The sequence below is a fragment of the Micromonospora sp. LZ34 genome (genome assembly GCF_052981855.1).
Genome location: NZ_JBRIQN010000004.1, coordinates 125,579 through 142,518 on the forward strand (window position 1 = coordinate 125,579; position 16,940 = coordinate 142,518).

Consider the following 16,940-nt stretch of genomic DNA (forward strand, 5'->3'; position numbering starts at 1 on the left):
CCCCCGGCCTCAGCCGGCCGAGGTCAGCTGGAACGTCTTCACCATCTCGTCGAAGATCGGCTTGCTCTCCTCGAACTTGCCGTCGGTCGAGGTGAGGTAGAACGAGTAGGCCTTGCCGTCGCTGACCACGCCGCGCCAGACGCCGTGCCGCATGGTCTCGCCCTCGCCGCAGGTGTATTCCAACTCGGCCGCCGGCTTGCCGGCCAGCGTCGTCTCGGTCAGCGACACCTGGGCGTACGGCTCGACGCACGACTTCGACCGGGTCTTCAGGCCGTTCTCGGCCACCTCGGCCCAGCGCATCGAGTTGCTGCTGAACTTCTCGGTGATCAGGCGTACCTTGCGGCCGTCGTCCTCCGGGTCGACGTAGTCCGTGTAGCTGCCGGCGCTCGCCTTCTTCCAGCCCTTCGGCACCATCACCTGGACGCCGCGCGCCGAGTGCTCCTGCATCTCGACGCCCGGCCCGGCCGGGGCGGTGGCGGTCGGCTGGGCCTGCGGGGTGGGCGGGGCCGGGTCGTCGCCGCCGCTGAACAGGGCGACCGCCCCGATCAGCAGCACCACGGCCAGCCCGCCGGCCGCGGCGAGCTGGACCTTGCGCGGCCAGCCCTTGACGGTGGTGACCAGTTCACCGCCGACCCGGCGGACCCGGTCGAGCGGAGCGTTGCCCGCGCCCGGCGCGGTGGCCGGCGCGGTCCACGGCTGGCCGGTGCCGGGCACCGACCACTGGCCGCCGCCGTAGGTGCCGCCCACCCGTTGGGTGGCGTCCGGCGCGGCGGCGTAGGGCACCGCCTGGGTGGCGTCCGGTCGGGCGCCCCAGGTGACCCGCTGGGTCGCGTCGGGCTGGCCGGCGCCGTCCACCCGCTGGGTGGCGTCGGCGCCGCCGTAGGTGCGCCCGGTCGCCGGCGGCATCGCGCCGGTCGGCGTGTGCAGCGGGCCGGCCAGGGCGTCCGCGCTGGTCTGGTCCATCGCGGCGGCGCTCGGCGCGGCGGCCGGCTGCGGGCGTTCGCCCCGGCGCAGGGCGGCCAGCCGGTCGGTCAGCGACTCACCGGGGGCGAGCATCGCCCGGCCGCCGATCTGCCCACTGGGCTTCGGCTCCGGCTGGGCCGGCGGCGGGGTCGGCACCGGCCGCTGGACCGGCACCACCGAGTAGGGGTCGGTCACCGAGTTCACCGCGGTGGCGTTGCTGGTCAGCGGCCCGGCGAGCAGCTCGCGCAGCATGGCCCGGGCGGTGTGCACGTCCAGCCGGCGGGCCGGGTCCTTCTCCAGCAGGCCCATCAGCACCCGGGTCAGCGGGCCGCTGCGCTGCGGGGTGGCGGGCGGGTCCTCGACCACCGCGTGCATGGTCTCGATCGGGTCGCCCTTGTCGAACGGGGGCCGCCCCTCGACCGCAGTGTAGAGCGTCACGCCGAGCGAGAACAGGTCGCTCGGTGGGCCGAACTCCTGGCCCATGGCCCGCTCGGGGGAGATGAAATGCGGCGAGCCGAGCACCATTCCGGGCGTGGTGAGCTGCACGTCGGTGGGCATCCGGGCCACCCCGAAGTCGGTCAGCACGCAGCGGCCGTCGGAGCAGATCAGCACGTTGGCCGGCTTGACGTCGCGGTGCAGCACGCCGATCGCGTGGGCCACCTCGAGCGCGCCGAGCAGCGCGATGCCGATCTTGGCGACCACCCGGGGCGCGACCGGCCCGTCCTCGATCACCATGTCGGCGAGGCTGCGGGCGTCCAGCAGCTCCATCACGATCCACGGCCGGCCGCCCTCGGTGACCACGTCGTAGACCTGCACCACGGCGGGGTGCTGGATGGCCGCGGCGGCCCGGGCCTCGCGCAGGGTGCGCTCGTACATGGCGTCACGGTCACTGGGGGCCAGCCCCGGCGGGAGCACGACCTCCTTCACCGCGACGTCCCGGCGCAGGAGTGTGTCTGTGGCACGCCAGACCGTGCCCATGCCGCCGTTGCCCACCGCCGACCGCAGCGAGTAGCGACCACCGATGGTGGTGCCGGGTGCCGCGCGTCCGGTCGGGGGACTGACTGGTCCGCCGCTCCACGTCGGGATCTGAGTCACAGAAAAGCCACCGGGGGAATTCGAGGGGGCTGGGACACAACCCCCCTATCTTGCTGGTTCCGACGCCCGATGCGAAAGCCGACGCGACGGACGTTTACCGAACTCGACGGTCTGTGCCCGATCGTTCACCTTCCGTCGATGTCCGCCGACGCAGTGTGCGGAATCCCTCACCCGGCGGCGCGTGCGCTCGTCCTACCATCCGGGGATGAACGAACGGCGGTCAAGCGAGTCCGGTTTCCCGATCAAGGGCGTCTACACGGCGGCCGACCTCCCCGAGGACCTGGACTCCCGGCTCGGCGGCCCGGGCGAGTACCCGTACACCCGTGGGGTCTACCCCACCATGTACACCTCCCGACCCTGGACGATGCGCCAGTACGCCGGCTTCGGCACCGCGACCGAGTCCAACGCGCGCTACCACCAGTTGCTGCGCGCCGGCACGATGGGCCTCTCGGTCGCCTTCGACCTGCCGACCCAGATGGGCTACGACTCCGACGACCCGATCGCGCACGGCGAGGTGGGCAAGGTCGGGGTGGCCATCGACTCCATCGAGGACATGCGGCTGCTCTTCGACGGCATCCCGCTGGACAAGGTCTCCACCTCGATGACCATCAACGCGCCCGGCTCGGTGCTGCTGCTGCTCTACCAGCTGGTCGCCGAGGAGAACGGGGTGCCGGGCTCGGCGCTCAACGGCACCATCCAGAACGACATCCTCAAGGAGTACATCGCCCGGGGGACGTACATCTTCCCGCCGAAGCCCTCGCTGCGGCTGGTCGCCGACACGTTCGGCTACTGCCGCAAGGAGGTGCCGAAGTGGAACACCATCTCCATCTCCGGCTACCACATGGCCGAGGCCGGCGCGACGCCCGCGCAGGAGATCGCGTTCACCCTGGCCAACGGCGTGGAGTACGTCCGGGCCGCGCTGGCCGCCGGGCTGGCGGTGGACGACTTCGCCCCCCGGCTGTCGTTCTTCTTCGTCGCCCGCACCACGCTGCTGGAGGAGGTGGCGAAGTTCCGGGCCGCCCGGCGGATCTGGGCCCGGCTGATGCGCGACGACTTCGGCGCCAAGGATCCGAAGTCGATGATGCTGCGTTTCCACACCCAGACCGCCGGGGTGCAGCTCACCGCCCAGCAGCCCGAGGTGAACCTGGTCCGGGTGGCGGTGCAGGGGCTGGCCGCGGTGCTCGGCGGCACCCAGTCGCTGCACACCAACAGCTTCGACGAGGCGATCGCGCTGCCCACCGAGAAGGCCGCCCGGCTGGCGCTGCGGACCCAGCAGGTGCTGGCGTACGAGACGGACCTGACCGCGACCGTCGACCCGTTCGCCGGGTCGTACGTGGTCGAGGCGATGACCGCCGAGCTGGAGGCGGCGGCGAACGAGCTGATGGACCGGGTCTTCGACCACGGGTCGGCGGTGGACGCGATCGAGGCCGGCTTCCAGAAGCGGGAGATCGAGCAGTCGGCGTACCGGATCGCCCAGGAGATCGACTCGGCGGAGCGGGTGGTGGTCGGGCTCAACCGGTTCGCCATCGACGAGGAGGAGCCGTACGAGCCGCTGCGAGTCGACCCGGCGATCGAGGCGGCGCAGGCCGAGCGCCTGGCCGGGCTGCGCCGCTCGCGGGACGCGGGCGCCGTGGAGCGGGCGCTCGCCGAGCTGCGCGCCGCCGCCTCCGGTACGGAGAACGTGCTCTATCCGATGAAGGAGGCGCTGCGGGCGCGGGCCACGGTCGGCGAGGTCTGCGGGACGCTGCGGGAGGTCTGGGGGCTGTACCGCCCCTCCGACCGGTTCTGACGCTTTTCTGATCCCGCGGCCACCGGGGGCGCCCACCCGCGTCGCCGGTGGCCGCCGGCGTCCGCGCCGCAGGTCGGCACGGCGCTACAGTTCTAAGCAGGTTCCCCGCCGCCGATCGGCGGCGCAGGCGTGGAGCGGGCCGGCGACGCCGCCGCGGTCCCGCGTTCCCCGGGGCGGCGCGGCCCACCGGTCGCGGCGTGTGCCGGGAAGGTTTACGGGTACCCCGACCGGGTGATCGGGGACGCACACCCTGTGCGGTCGGATGGTGCCCGCCCGTGTGAACGTCGGCGGATGCCTCATTGCCGAGAGTGGTCGGGTAATTGTCGGAGTGTCAGTTCATTGAACCGACTAATGCGACAATTCGGAACAGCGGCCCGGTAGTCGGCGCCGACTTCGTGACCCGCGAAACGGTTACGCGTTGTAGGAGGTGTGGGGCAGATGACGGCGTTCGACCGCGATCTACCTGCTGTCCCGCAGATCTACGACCGCTCTCAGCAGGGCATTCGTGACGCTGTGCGCTCCGATCACTACCGTAAGGAGGTTGCGCAGCGTCACCGCCGGAGGTCTAGGCTGTCTGCTGTTCCTGATGATCCATCCATCTCTAGTGATCGAGAATTCGACGTGACGAGTGCGTTGACGCTGCCCACGGGCAGCCAGCTGGCGTCGTCCTGGCCGGAGGCGCCGACCGGGTCCCTACCCCTGCCCTTCGAGCTGGATCACCTTCTCGCCCTCCGGGTACCCGGGCTCATCGCCACCCGCCGTCACATCCACTCGCACCCCGAGCTCTCCGGCGAGGAGTTCGAGACCGCGGCGCTGGTCGCCCGGGAGCTCTCCCTGGCCGGGCTGAACCCCCGGATGCTGCCGAAGGGCAACGGCGTCATCTGCGACATCGACGGCCGCCCGGACGGCCCGGTGATCGCGCTGCGCGCCGACATCGACGCGCTGCCGCTGACCGACGTGAAGGACGCGCCGTACCGCTCGACGGTCGACGGGGTCTGCCACGCCTGCGGCCACGACGTGCACACCTCGATCATGCTCGGCGTGGGCATGCTGCTGGCTCAGCTCGCCGACCTCGGCGAGCTGCCCGGCCGGGTCCGGCTGATCTTCCAGCCCGCCGAGGAGATCCTGCCCTGCGGCTCGCTGGAGGTGATCGAGGCCGGCGGCCTGGACGACGTGGTGCAGATCTTCGCGCTGCACTGCGACCCCAACCTGCCGGTCGGGCAGATCGGCCTGCGGGTCGGCCCGATCACCGCGGCCGCCGACAACGTCACCGTCCGGCTGACCGGGCCGGGTGGCCACACCGCCCGGCCGCACCTGACCGTCGACCTGGTCGACGCGCTCGGCCGGCTGATCACCGAGGTGCCCGCGCTGGTCAGCCGCCGGGTGCCGGCCAACAGCGGGCTGCTGCTGGTCTTCGGCCACGCCTCGGCCGGCACCCGGTACAACGTCATCCCCTCCGAGGCGTGCGCGGCCGGCACCCTGCGGGTGATGGACCGCGACACCTGGGAGCTGGCTCCCAAGATCGTCGGTCAGGTGGTCCGGGACGTCATCGCGCCGACCGGCGCCACGGTCGACCTGGAATACCTGCGCGGCCGCCCGCCGGTGAGCAACGACTCCCGGGCCATCCAGGTGCTGACCTCCGCCACCACCGCCGCGCTCGGCGCGGAGGGCGTCGCCGAGACCCCGCAGAGCATGGGCGGCGAGGACTTCTCCTGGTACCTGGAGTACGTGCCCGGCGCGCTGGCCCGGCTCGGCGTTGGCCGCTCCGGGCCCAACGTGGACCTGCACCGCGCCTCGTTCGACGTGGACGAACGGGCCATCCCGGTCGGCGTACGCGTCATGGTGCAGACCGCGCTGCGGGCACTGGCGGCGGCGCGCTGACCGGCGGCGCCGGCTGGCGATGACGCCGCCGGCGCAGCACCACCAGCAGCACCGCCAGCGGTACGCCGAACGCGATCAGCCAGGGCAGCAGCGCACCGAGCACGGTCAGCAGCAGCGTCATCGAGGCGAGGAAGACCTTCCAGCCGCTCTCGAGCCCGACCAGGAAGCCGAGCTCGGTCTCCTTCTCCTCGGCAGGGCTGACGTCCGGCCCGACCAGCGACACGGTGATGGTCGAGAGGGCGCTGAGGTCGGCCAGCCGGCGCTTCTTCGCCTCCAGCGAGGCGAGGTCGGCCTCTCGGCGGCCCAACTCGTTCTCCAGCGACACCAGTTCGGTGATCGAGGTGGCCCGGGCGAGCAGGCGGCGGGCGCTCTCCACCCGAGCGCGCTGGCTGGTGATACGGGCGTCGAGGTCGATCGTCTCGTCGGTGACGTCCTCCGTCCTGATCTCCCGGCGCTGCTGCCGGCCCAGCTTCGCGAGTTCGTCGACGACCTCGTTGAACTTCGCCGCCGGCACCCGCAGCTCCAGGTCCGCCACCGCGTCCGCCGCCGAGTGTTGCCGCTGGTCACCGCCGACGAAACCGCCGGCCCGGGTGGCCGCGGCCACCGCTTCCCGCGCGGCGGCGTCCACATCGTCCACCTGCACCCGCATGGTTCCGGTGTAGATGATCGCCCGCTGGTCGATCCGCAGGTCCGGTGCGCCGGCGCCGGCCTGCTCCGGCGCGCCCGGGCCGGCCTTGTTCTGTTCCGCCGCGGCACCCGCCTCCTGCCCGGCCGGCGCACCGGCCGCCGAGTCCCGGGCGTCGCCGGAGTCACCGCCTCCGCTCCCGCAGCCCGCGAGGGCGAGCAGCGCGACAAGTCCCGCCGCGACCAGGGCCGTCCCACGGCGACGTGCTCTTCGTCCGTCCATCCCCGTTCCTCCTCAACCGCCCCGCTGCGGGGCGATACCTCAGACGCGACGCGTCGGCACGTCGGTTCCGGCAGACTGCGCTCAGTACGTCACGATTCGATAATCGAGGAGTCACGATGCAGCTCACCAAGTACGCCCACTCCTGTCTCCGGGTGGAGCACGACGGGGGAGTGCTGGTCATCGACCCGGGAGTGTTCAGCGATCCGGCGGCGCTCGACGGGGCGGACGCGGTGCTGATCACCCACGAGCACCCCGACCACGTCGACGTCGAGACGCTGGTCCGCCAACTCGACCGGCGCCCGGTGCCCGTGTACGGGCCGTCCTCACTCGCCCGCACCCTCGGCGACGCGGCCGAGGCGCTGGAGCCGGTCGAGCCGGGTCAGTCGTTCATCGCCGCCGGCGTGGCGGTCCGCGCCCACGGCGGCCGGCACGCCGTCATCCACCCCGACATCCCGGTGGTGGACAACCTGGCGTACCTGGTCAACGACGTGGTCTACCACCCCGGCGACTCGCTGGTGGTCCCCGACGACGTGCAGGTCGACACGCTCTTCGCGCCGATCCACGCGCCCTGGTCGAAGTTCTCCGAGGTGGTCGACTTCATCCGGGCGGTCGCCCCGCGGCGCGTCTTCGCGCTGCACGACGGGCTGCTCAACGACAACGGGTTCGCCGTGCTCGACCGGCAGTACACCGCGCTGTCCAACTGCGAGTACCAGCGGTTGGAGCCGGGCACCAAGATCGACGGCTGAGGCGATGGCCGGCCCCTCCCGCGACCTCGTCCAGCAGCTCTACAGCACGCCGCCCGACCGGTTCGTCGCCGCCCGCGACGCGGCCGCCGCCGAGGCCCGCAAGGCCGGCGACCCGAAGACCGCCCGGGAGATCGCCAAGCTGCGCCGCCCCACCGTCGCCGCCTGGTTGGTCAACCTGCTCGCCCTCCGCCGGCCCGAGCTGGTCGCCGACCTGGCGCAGCTCGCCGAGGCGCTCCGCTCCGCCCAGCGCGAGCTGCGCGGCCCCCGGCTGCGCGAGCTCTCGGCCCAGCGCCGCGCGGTGGTCGGCGCGCTGGTCGCCGAGATCCGCAAGCTGGCGGCGCAGACCGAGGGGGCGCCGCCGGCCGGGAAGCTGCCGCTGGCCGAGATCGAGGCGACCCTGAACGCCGCGCTCTCCGACACCGAGGTGGCCGAACAGGTCCGCGCCGGCCGGCTGCTGCGGGCCACCAGCTACGCCGGCTTCGGCGAGGTGCCCCGGCCGCAGCTGCGCCTGGTCACTGGCGGGGAGGAGGCCGAACCCGAGCCGCCCCGCCCGGAACGCGGCCGCCCGGACCGGGCCGCCCTGCGCGCGGAACAGGCCGACCGGGCCGCCCGGGCGGAGCGCGAGCGGCGGCGCCGGGCGCTGGAGAAGGAGCTGGCGAAGGCGCGTACCGACCAGGAGCGGGCGGAGGCGGAGCTGGCCGGCGCGGCGGCGGCCGAACGCGACGGTGCCGCCGCCCTGGACGCCGTCGAGGCGGAGCTGGCCGAGCTGGAACGCCGGCGGGCGGTCGTCGAGCAGGAGCTGAGCCGGTCCAAGCTGGCCCGACGGGCGGCCGAACGGACGCTCACCGCCGCCCGGCGCCGCACCGGCGAGGTGGAGGCGGCGGTCGAGGCGCTGGACGCCGAAGAGGGGGCTGCCGAGGGAGGTCGAGGCAGGGCAGACTGAACCGGCGATGAGCGGACGGCGGGGAGCGGGCGGATGACGCCGGAACAGGTTGCCGCGGCCAGCAAGCCGATCGTGCTCGAACTCGGCGACGCCTACACCCGGTGCCCCACCACGCTGCGCCGGGCCCGGCTGCTCGGCATCTCCGGCTGGGCGTTCTACATCACCGGCCGGGCCGGTGCGCTCGGGGACGTCCGGGCCGAGACGGCGGCCGCCGCGCTCGGCTTCATCGAGCCCGACGCGGTGGCCGACGGCTGGGACGCCGCCGCCCGGACGGTCCGGCCGATCGAGGTCGCGGTCGCCAGCCTGGCCGAGTGCTGCCGCTGGGGCGACGAGCGGCTCGGCACCGCCCCCGGCGTGGAGCGCCTCGCCGACCTGCTCGAGCGCGCGGTCCTCGCCGCCGACGCCAGCGGCATGCCGCTCTTCGCCGCCTGGCGGGCGGTGACGGTGCCGGGGCGGACGCCGGGCGCCCGGGCCGCCGCCGGGCTGCGCCTGCTCCGGGAGCACTTCGCCGGGGCGCACCTGCTCGCCGTACGGGCCAGCGGGATGAGCCCGCTGGAGGCGGTGCTGGCCGGGCCGGAGGGAGAGGCCGGCGCGCTGGCCTGTGGCTGGCCGCCGCCGTACCCGCCGGTGGGGCCGTTGGTGCGGCGCCGGCTGTGGGCCGAGGCGGTGACCGACCGGCTGACCGCCTCGGCGTTCGGGGCGCTCGGCCCGGCCGACGGCACCGCGCTGCTGGAACTGCTGGCCGCGACCCGGGCGCACCTGAGCCCCCGGTAATTCGGCGGCGCATCCCGGGCCGGCCTGTCAGGATCGCCCCCGTGATTCTCCCCGCCGGCTGGACCGCCCGCCGACCCACCCTCGACGACGTCCCCGCGATCCTGGCGGTGGTGCACGCCGCCGACACCTTCGCCGTCGGCTACCCCGATTTCGACGCCGACGACGTGCGGGACGCGCTCACCGCGCCCTTCGTCGACCCGCAGCGCGACTCCTGGCTGGTCACCGACCCCGAAGGCGTGGTGGTCGGCTGGGCGATCCTGGCCAACCCGACCGGCGTGGGCCGCGAGTTCGTCGAGGTCTACGTCGACCCGGAGCGCGGCGAGGGGGTGCGCGCCCCGCTGCTCGCCCGGCAGCTCGACCGGATCGCCGAACGGGCCGCCGAGCGGGGCCGGCCGGCGCTGACCGTGCGCACCGCGGTGTTCGCGCCGGAGACGCGCTGGGCGGCCGAGCTGGCCGAGGCCGGGTTCAGCCGGGCCAAGCGGTACGTGCGGATGCGTCGCGAGCTGGCCGACCTGCCCGCCGAGCCGCCGCTCCCGCCCGGGGTGACGGTCCGGCCGCTGCGCGCCGACGACGAGGCCGACCTGCGGCGGTTCCACCAGATCTACGACACCGCGTTCCGGGACACCCCGGACTACGAGCCGGCCGGCTTCGACCGCTGGCGCGAGGCGCTTCCCGCCCACGGCAACCTCTGGGACGAGTGGTTCGTCGCCGAGGTCGACGGGGTGCCCGCGGGGGCGTTGCAGTCCTCGGGCCAGGCGCTGGAGCAGGACGAGGGCTTCGTGCGGACGTTGTCGGTGCTGCCGGCGTACCGGCGGCGGGGGGTGGGCGCGGCGCTGCTGTGGCGGGCCTTCACCGGCTATGCCGCGAAGGGTCGCAAATATGCCGGGCTCGGCGTCGACCTGACCAACCCGACGGCCCCAGTGACGCTCTACCGGTCGGTCGGGCTGCGCGAGGTGCGCTGGACGGACATGTACGAGCTGGTCGTGCCGGCCGCCGGTGTGTGATTGACGACGCCGCACGGGGTCGGCTCGTCGGGCCGCCCCGGCCGGTAGCAGACTGTGGGTCGTGGGATACGCGCTACGCCGACGCGGTGCCGGTGGGGCGGGACCGCAGCTCGGTGACGTAGTCGTCCGGCGCGCCCGCCTTCTCGGCGGCGTTCGCGATCTCCGAGAGATACCACGAGGTGGGCAGGCCGCCCTCGTAGCCGTCGAAGACGTAGATCCACGCGGTGACGTCCCCGTCGAGGGCGGAGACCCGCACGTGCAGCTTGCGGTACGTGCCGGCGGTCACGCCCTCGATCTCGTCGAGCTGGGCGGCGTCGTACGGGTGGATGTCGTAGAGCGCCACGAACACCCGGTCGCCGGGGGACTCGACGACGGTGCTGACCGCGCCCTCCCAGCCGATCACGTCCTCACCCGCGAAGGTGAGCCGCCAGCCCTCCAGCCAGCCGGTGCCCACCATCGGCGAATGCGGACAGTAAGCGCGCATCCGGGCGGGGTCGAGGTTTGAGCCATAGGCGGCGTAATGACGCACGGCGATGACGATAGCCCGGCCGGCGGGTGGGGGAGAATACGACGGTGCGTGTCGGACGCGTTCGGGAGAAGAAAGTCACTGTGAGCATCGACGAAGGGCGAGCGCTGTGAGCCGGATCGTGATCATCGGAGGCGGACCGGCCGGCTACGAGGCGGCACTGGTCGCCGCCCAGCTGGACGCTGATGTCACCGTGGTGGAGGCCGAGGGCGCCGGCGGGGCGTGCGTGCTGTCCGACTGCGTACCGTCGAAGACCTTCATCGCCAGCTCCGAGGTGGTGACCGGCTACCGGGACACCGAGGAGTTCGGCGTGCACTCCGACGGGCTGGAGGCGGTCACCGTCGACGCCCGGGCGGTGCACGAGCGGGTCAAGCGGCTCGCCCTGGCCCAGTCCGCCGACATCCACGCCAAGCTGCTCAAGGCCGGGGTGACCTTCATCGCCGGCAGCGCCCGGCTCGGTGAGGACACGCTCGGTCACACCCACCGGGTCGTCGTCACCCCCGCGGACGGTGGCGCGGAGTACTCGATCGACGCGTCGACCGTGCTGGTGGCCACCGGCGCCACGCCGCGCCAGCTGCCCACCGCCGTACCGGACGGCGAGCGCATCCTGACCTGGCGCCAGGTGTACGACCTGCCCGACCTGCCCGAGCACCTGATCGTGGTCGGCTCCGGCGTCACCGGCGCCGAGTTCGCCAGCGCCTACCTCGCGATGGGCGTCCAGGTGACCCTGGTCTCCAGCCGCGACCGGGTGATGCCGCACGAGGACGCCGACGCGGCGATGGCCATCGAGCGGGTCTTCCGCAACCGGGGCATGAGCATCCTGAACAACTCCCGGGCCGACGCGGTCCGCCGGACCGCCGACGGTGTCGAGGTCGAGCTGTCCGACGGTCGCAAGGTGCACGGCTCGCACGCGCTGATCGCGGTCGGTTCGATCCCGAACACCGCCAACCTGGGCCTGGCCGAGTACGGCGTCGAACTGGCCCGGGGCGGTTACGTCACGGTCGACCGGGTCTCCCGCACGAACGTGCCCGGCATCTACGCCGCCGGCGACTGCACTGGGGTGCTCCCGCTGGCCAGCGTGGCCGCCATGCAGGGCCGGATCGCGATGTGGCACGCGCTCGGCGAGGCGGTCCGGCCGCTGCGGCTGCGGACCGTCGCGGCGAACGTCTTCACCGACCCGGAGCTGGCCACCGTCGGCGTCTCCCAGGACGAGGTCGACGCCGGCAAGGTCCCGGCCCGGCAGGTGATGCTGCCGCTCTCCGGCAACGCCCGGGCGAAGATGGCCGACCTGGCCGACGGCTTCGTGAAGCTCTTCTGCCGGCCGGCCAGCGGCCAGGTGATCGGCGGCGTGGTGGTCGCCCCGAAGGCCAGCGAGCTGATCCTGCCGATCACCATGGCCGTGGAGAACAACCTGACGGTCAACGAACTGGCCCAGACCATCACCATCTACCCGTCGCTGTCGGGCTCGATCACCGAGGCCGCCCGCCAGCTCATGCTCCACGAACTCGAGTGACCGGCGGTCAGTCCCAGAAGCATTCCAGGCCGCCGTCGAGGGTGACCGCCTCGGCGTCGACGCAGAACCGCTCGGCGGCGGCGCGCAGGTCGGCGTCGATCCGCGGCGCGTAGATGCTCTCCAGCGACGTGCGGTAGTCGGGGCGGTCGGGGCTCACCACGTAGCCCGCGGCGCGGACCTGCGGGTGTTCGCAGAGGAACCGGAAGATCTGCCACACCGTCGGCGCGGCGTTCTGCCGCTCGTACGGGTCGGCGAAGCGGGCCTCGATGAGGGCGGCCAGGTCGGCGGCGTCGAGGTCGCCGAAGGAGGCGATCCCGCCGGTGTACGGGTCGGCGGGGTCGATGCCGATGAGGCTGTCCCGCCGCTCCGAGTCCCGGTCGTACGGGAAGTCGCGCCGCTGCGCCGGTGCCGGTGCGGCGCACAGGCGGGGTGGTCCGGCCGAGGGCGGGGCGGGCGGACTCGCGCCAGCCGGCGTACCGGTCGCGGTGGACGCCGGCGCGGAACCGGCCGCCGCCCGGTCCGCAGACGAGCCGGGGCCACCGCAGCCGGCGAGGGCGATGACCAGGCCCAGGCCCGTTGCGATCCGTGCCGTCCGCACCGACTCGTCCGCCCTTCCGCCGCTAGCCGCCGTGCCCGTGATCTTGTCGCATCGGGCGGAGCGGGAGCCTAGCCGGTGCCGTGCGGCGCCGTTGCCCCGCCCGGACGTGCCATAGCGCCACCGTGGCAATCAGGGCCACCTCGGTGACGATGAGGAGCCGTTCGACCAGGCCGATCAGGAGGCGGTCGCCGGGGTAGGCCGACCAGACCATCGCCGCCGCCAGGGCCAGGCTGGCCAGGGCGAACCCGCGGATCCAGCGGCCGGCGCCGTCCGGCAGTCGCCGGGCGAGCAGCCAGCCGGCGAACGGCAGCGTCAGGAAGGCGACCACCGAGGCGTACCGGTGGACGTACGCGGCGGTGTCCATGGGCAGCCCGGGCTCGTTGGTCGGCACGACCGCGGCCAGCAGCAGCCCACCGACCCACGCCACCAGCAGCACCTCCGCCAACCGCCCGGGACCGGGCCGGTCGGCGACGGGCGGCCCGGTCACCCGGCGCAGGGCGGGCAGGAGCACGGCGGTGGCCACCGCCAGCACGACCATGGCCACGTCGATCACGCCGCCCCGGTCGGACACGGCGAAGTCGCTGACGGTCAGCGACCAGGGGTTCAGGTCGTCGTTCATCTCGAGGTGACCGATCACGGCGAGCAGCGCCGCCAGGGCGATCCCGCCGAGGGCCAGCAGGCCACTGTTCCGGGTTCCAGGCATGCCTCAGCCTGTCGCCGAGGACACCTCAGACGGATCCGGGACGACCACCGAGATCGATCCCGGGGGCGACCCCTAGAGGTTGTGCTTGATCGACTCCGGGTCGCCGATGTGGCGGTGTCCACGGGGTCCGGAGACCGCCACATCGCCGACGTGGCGCGCGGAGACCCGATGTCCGCTCAGTCGGTGGCCTCGGCGGGGGTGTGGTGCCGGGCGCTGAGCACGGTCATCGCCCAGCCGGCCGCCGCGAATCCGGCCGCCGCCGCCCCGGCGACCACGGCCAGCCGCCAGGCCGATCCGGTCAGCGCGGTCCCGCCGAGGTGCCCCACCAGCGCGCCGTACGTCGCCCAGGCCAGCGCGGCCACCGCCTCGTAGAGCAGGAAGAGCCGGTACGGGTACCGGCTGCGCCCGGCCGAGAAGCAGGCCGCCATCCGCCCGCCCGGCACGAACCGGCAGAGCAGGATCACCAGCGGGCCGGGTCGGCGCAGGCCTCGGGTGACCCGGCCGGCGACCCGTCGGGCCCGGCCCGGTCCGGTATGCCGGGGCGGCCGGCGGCCGGGCGCGCCCCGGCCAAGCAGGTAGCAGGCCAGGTCGCCGGCGAAGACGCCGAGCGCGCCGACGGCGATGGTCAGCGGCAGGTTCAGCCCGCCGTACACGGTGAGGGCGCCGCTGGTGATCATGATGACCTGGGTGGGGATCACCGGCACGAAGGCGTCCGCGACCAGCAACCCGAGCAACGCGAGGTACGCCCAGGTCGGCGACGCGACCTCAGTGAGTAGTTCGGGCACGACTGCCACCTCGCCGGACGGGGCCGATTGGGTGTACCGAGCCTGACGTCGTGTCCGGCGTCACGGGGGACGGCCCTGGCCTGGGGTGACCGTCGACACGACCACGCCACCGTGGATCCAACGACCGGTCGGCCAGGAGGTTACGGGCGCTCGCGCGGTCGGCGGATCGGCGGGCGTCGGCGTACCGTTGTCGGCGCGCGGCCCAGCACCGTCGGGTCCCCCGTCCCTGACGACGGGCCGCCGCGGGCCGCCGGCAGGTCCCGTGCCGGCGGCCCGCCCCCTGCCCCCGCCCGTCCGGCCGCGTCCCGCCGGGAAATGCGGGTGCGATCTGCGTCGCGGCCGGCGTACCGTCGCGGCATGCGCAGTGCGGAGCTGACCACGACGCCGGGAGACCCCGGCGCGCCGCACTGACACATCCGTCGACGAGGCCCCGGGGCGATCCGCCCCGGGGCCTCGTGGCGTTCCGGACCGGCTCGCCCGTGGGGCGTACCCGATCAAGGAGCGCGACATGATCGACCACCGCAGGCTCGGCCGGGAGCTGGACCTGTTCGTCTCCGACCCGCTGGCCGGCGCCGGGCTGCCGATCTGGCTGCCGGCCGGCGCCGCCGCCCGGCACGCCGTCGAGGAGTACGTGCGGGAGCTGGAGCGCCGGGCCGGCTACCGGCACGTCTACTCCCCGCCGCTGGGCAAACGGCAGCTCTTCGAGATCTCCGGCCACCTCGACTACTTCGCCGAGGACATGTTCCCGCCGATGCGGCTCAGCGCCGACGACGAGTTCGTGCTCCGGCCGGCGCTCTGCCCACACCACGCCCTGGTCTACCGGGCCCGGGGCCGCTCCTACCGGGAGCTGCCGCTGCGGATCGCCGAACTGGGCGGCATGTACCGGGCCGAGCGCTCGGGGGTGCTCGGCGGGCTGTCCCGGGTCCGCGCCATCTCGCTCAACGACGCGCACAACTTCTGCGCCCTGGAGCAGGTGGGCGAGGAGGTCGCGGCCATCCTCGGGCTGATCCGCGCGGCGCACGCCGCGCTCGGCGTCCGGCCCGCCGGGTTCCGGCTGTCGCTGCGCGGGCCGGATCAGCGCTCGTCGGGGACGACGCGCAGTGGGCCCGGGCCGAGGAGCTGCTGCGGGAGGCCCTGGCCGGGGTGGAGTACGCCGAGGCGCCCGGCGACGCCGCCTTCTACGGACCGAAGATCGACATCCAGATCGCGGACGCCGCCGGCCGGGAGTCCACCCTGTCCACCGTGCAGCTCGACTTCGACAAGCCGGCGAAGTTCGACCTGTGGTACACCGACTCGGACGGGTCGCGGCGCCGGCCGGTGATGGTGCACCGGAGCCTGGTCGGCAGCATGGAGCGGCTCTTCGCGTACCTCATCGAGGTGCACCAGGGGGCGTTCCCGGCCTGGTACGCCCCCGTCCAGCTGGTGGTGCTGCCGGTCGACGACGGGCAGGCGGAGGCGGCCGACCGGTTCGCCGCCGACGCGCTGGCGGCCGGGCTGCGGGTCGAGGTCGACGCCGCCGGCTCGCTGGGCGCCCGGGTGCGCGACGCCGCCCGGCGCCGGGTGCCGTACGCCGCGGTGATCGGGCCCCGCGAGGCGGCCGACGGGCTGGTCTCGCTGCGCCTGCGCGACGGCCGCGGGCTGGACCCGATGCCCGCCGCCGGCGCGCTCGGGCTGATCGCCGGCGTGGTGGCCGCCCGCTCGGCCGACCTGCTCGGCCCGGGCTGAGCCCTCGCCGGTTCCGGCCGGGGCCGGGTCGCTTCCGGTCCCGGCCGGGCCTGTTCCGGCGCGGGCCGGGGCGTCCGGCCATACCGTGTGGGTCAGGAGGAGATCGTGGCCCAGGCAGCTGTCGCGCACCGGACCGTCGAGGTCGACGGGATCGGCGTCTTCTACCGGGAGTCCGGGCCGCCGGACGCCCCGGTGGTGCTGCTGCCGCACGGCTACCCGTCCTCGTCGTTCCAGTTCCGCAACCTGCTGCCCGCGCTCGGCGACCGGTGGCGGGCGATCGCCCCGGACCATCCCGGCTTCGGGTACAGCGACACCCCGGACCCGGACCGGTTCGGGTACACCTTCGACGCCTACGCCGACCTGCTGCGCCGGTTCACCGAAGTGCTGTCGCTGACCCGCTACGTGATCTACCTGCAGGACTACGGCAGCCAGTTCGGGCTGCGGCTGGCGATGGCCACGCCGGAGCGGGTCGCCGGCCTGGTCATCCAGAACGGCGACATCTACCCCGACCAGCACGGCCCCAAGTACGAGCCGCTGAAGCGGTTCTGGCGCGACCCGACCGACGAGGGCCGGGCCCGCCTCGCCGAGGCGGTCAGCGAGGCGGGCTTCCGGAGCGAGTTCGTCGGTGAGCTGCCGGACCGGTTGGTCGACCGGGTCAGCCCCGACCTGTGGCGGCTGTCCTGGGCCCAGGTCGAGGCCGAGCCGGCGCGGCGGGCCAACCTGGTCCGCCTCCTGGCCGACCAGGGCAGCACCGTCGCCTGGTTCCCCCGCCAGCAGGAGTACCTGCGCGCCCACCGGCCGCCGACCCTGATCGTCTGGGGTCCGCACGACGGCTACATGCCGGCGGGCGCGGCGCAGGCCTACCTGCGGGACCTGCCCGACTCGGAACTGCACCTGCTCGACGGCGGGCACTGGCTGCTGGAGACGCACCTCGACGAGGTGGTACGCCTGCTGCGGGACTTCCTCAACCGGGTCCACCGCTGACCGT

14 protein-coding genes and 1 pseudogene are annotated in these 16,940 nt (G+C 73.9%); 9 read left to right on the forward strand and 6 right to left on the reverse strand.

What is annotated here, in order from left to right:
• Positions 1-9: 9 nt before the first annotated feature.
• The gene (locus tag ACVCAH_RS06715) at positions 10-2,058 is read right to left on the reverse strand and encodes a serine/threonine-protein kinase (RefSeq protein WP_447135159.1); all 2,049 of its coding nucleotides are present in this window, start codon (positions 2,056-2,058) and stop codon (positions 10-12) included.
• 205 nt (positions 2,059-2,263) lie between these two features.
• On the opposite strand from ACVCAH_RS06715, the gene ACVCAH_RS06720 reads away from it, so the two are divergent.
• Positions 2,264-3,847: an acyl-CoA mutase large subunit family protein gene (locus tag ACVCAH_RS06720; protein ID WP_447135160.1), complete on the forward strand. Its 1,584-nt coding sequence runs from the start codon at positions 2,264-2,266 to the stop codon at positions 3,845-3,847.
• A gap of 621 nt (positions 3,848-4,468) precedes the next feature.
• Entirely contained in the window at positions 4,469-5,728 is a 1,260-nt protein-coding gene (locus ACVCAH_RS06725; protein WP_447135161.1) for an amidohydrolase, read from the forward strand.
• Here the strand turns inward: ACVCAH_RS06725 and ACVCAH_RS06730 are convergent.
• A complete protein-coding gene (locus ACVCAH_RS06730) occupies positions 5,685-6,635 on the reverse strand; it encodes a DUF4349 domain-containing protein (RefSeq protein ID WP_447135162.1) in 951 nt (316 codons plus the stop codon). The two genes, ACVCAH_RS06725 and ACVCAH_RS06730, sit on opposite strands and share 44 nt — an antisense overlap.
• Before the next feature lie 116 nt (positions 6,636-6,751).
• Between ACVCAH_RS06730 and ACVCAH_RS06735 the strand changes: the two genes are divergently transcribed.
• From ACVCAH_RS06735 to ACVCAH_RS06750, 4 genes are read left to right on the forward strand one after another with little or no spacing between them, the layout of a single operon-like run.
• Positions 6,752-7,381 carry an MBL fold metallo-hydrolase gene (locus ACVCAH_RS06735; RefSeq protein WP_447135163.1) on the forward strand — a complete coding sequence of 210 codons (630 nt, stop codon included), beginning with the start codon at positions 6,752-6,754 and terminating at the stop codon, positions 7,379-7,381.
• Positions 7,382-7,385: 4 nt separating this feature from the next.
• Positions 7,386-8,324, forward strand: a complete 939-nt coding sequence (locus tag ACVCAH_RS06740; protein WP_447135164.1) for a hypothetical protein — start codon at positions 7,386-7,388, stop codon at positions 8,322-8,324.
• Positions 8,325-8,357: 33 nt separating this feature from the next.
• Positions 8,358-9,098: an SCO6745 family protein gene (locus tag ACVCAH_RS06745; RefSeq protein ID WP_447135165.1), complete on the forward strand. Its 741-nt coding sequence runs from the start codon at positions 8,358-8,360 to the stop codon at positions 9,096-9,098.
• A 41-nt stretch (positions 9,099-9,139) separates the two neighbouring features.
• A complete protein-coding gene (locus ACVCAH_RS06750) occupies positions 9,140-10,102 on the forward strand; it encodes an N-acetyltransferase family protein (RefSeq protein ID WP_447135166.1) in 963 nt (320 codons plus the stop codon).
• Positions 10,103-10,175: 73 nt separating this feature from the next.
• On the opposite strand, the gene ACVCAH_RS06755 is transcribed toward ACVCAH_RS06750, so the two are convergent.
• Positions 10,176-10,631, reverse strand: a complete 456-nt coding sequence (locus ACVCAH_RS06755; protein ID WP_363766054.1) for a gamma-glutamylcyclotransferase — start codon at positions 10,629-10,631, stop codon at positions 10,176-10,178.
• A gap of 106 nt (positions 10,632-10,737) precedes the next feature.
• On the opposite strand from ACVCAH_RS06755, the gene ACVCAH_RS06760 reads away from it, so the two are divergent.
• Positions 10,738-12,141, forward strand: a complete 1,404-nt coding sequence (locus tag ACVCAH_RS06760; protein WP_447135167.1) for an NAD(P)H-quinone dehydrogenase — start codon at positions 10,738-10,740, stop codon at positions 12,139-12,141.
• Positions 12,142-12,148: 7 nt separating this feature from the next.
• Here the strand turns inward: ACVCAH_RS06760 and ACVCAH_RS06765 are convergent, their stop codons facing one another.
• The 3 genes from ACVCAH_RS06765 to ACVCAH_RS06775 all read right to left on the reverse strand — a co-directional run bounded on the left by ACVCAH_RS06765 (position 12,149) and on the right by ACVCAH_RS06775 (position 14,227).
• Positions 12,149-12,739: a hypothetical protein gene (locus tag ACVCAH_RS06765; RefSeq protein WP_447135168.1), complete on the reverse strand. Its 591-nt coding sequence runs from the start codon at positions 12,737-12,739 to the stop codon at positions 12,149-12,151.
• A gap of 22 nt (positions 12,740-12,761) precedes the next feature.
• A complete protein-coding gene (locus ACVCAH_RS06770; protein ID WP_447135169.1) occupies positions 12,762-13,442 on the reverse strand; it encodes a DUF998 domain-containing protein in 681 nt (226 codons plus the stop codon).
• A 176-nt stretch (positions 13,443-13,618) separates the two neighbouring features.
• On the reverse strand, positions 13,619-14,227 hold the full coding sequence (locus ACVCAH_RS06775) for a DedA family protein (RefSeq protein WP_447135170.1): 609 nt from the start codon (positions 14,225-14,227) through the stop codon (positions 13,619-13,621).
• 508 nt (positions 14,228-14,735) lie between these two features.
• On the opposite strand from ACVCAH_RS06775, the pseudogene thrS reads away from it, so the two are divergent.
• A pseudogene (thrS, locus tag ACVCAH_RS06780) lies at positions 14,736-15,952 on the forward strand (threonine--tRNA ligase).
• 105 nt (positions 15,953-16,057) lie between these two features.
• A complete protein-coding gene (locus tag ACVCAH_RS06785; protein WP_447135171.1) occupies positions 16,058-16,936 on the forward strand; it encodes an alpha/beta fold hydrolase in 879 nt (292 codons plus the stop codon).
• The last annotated feature ends 4 nt before the right edge of the window (positions 16,937-16,940 follow it).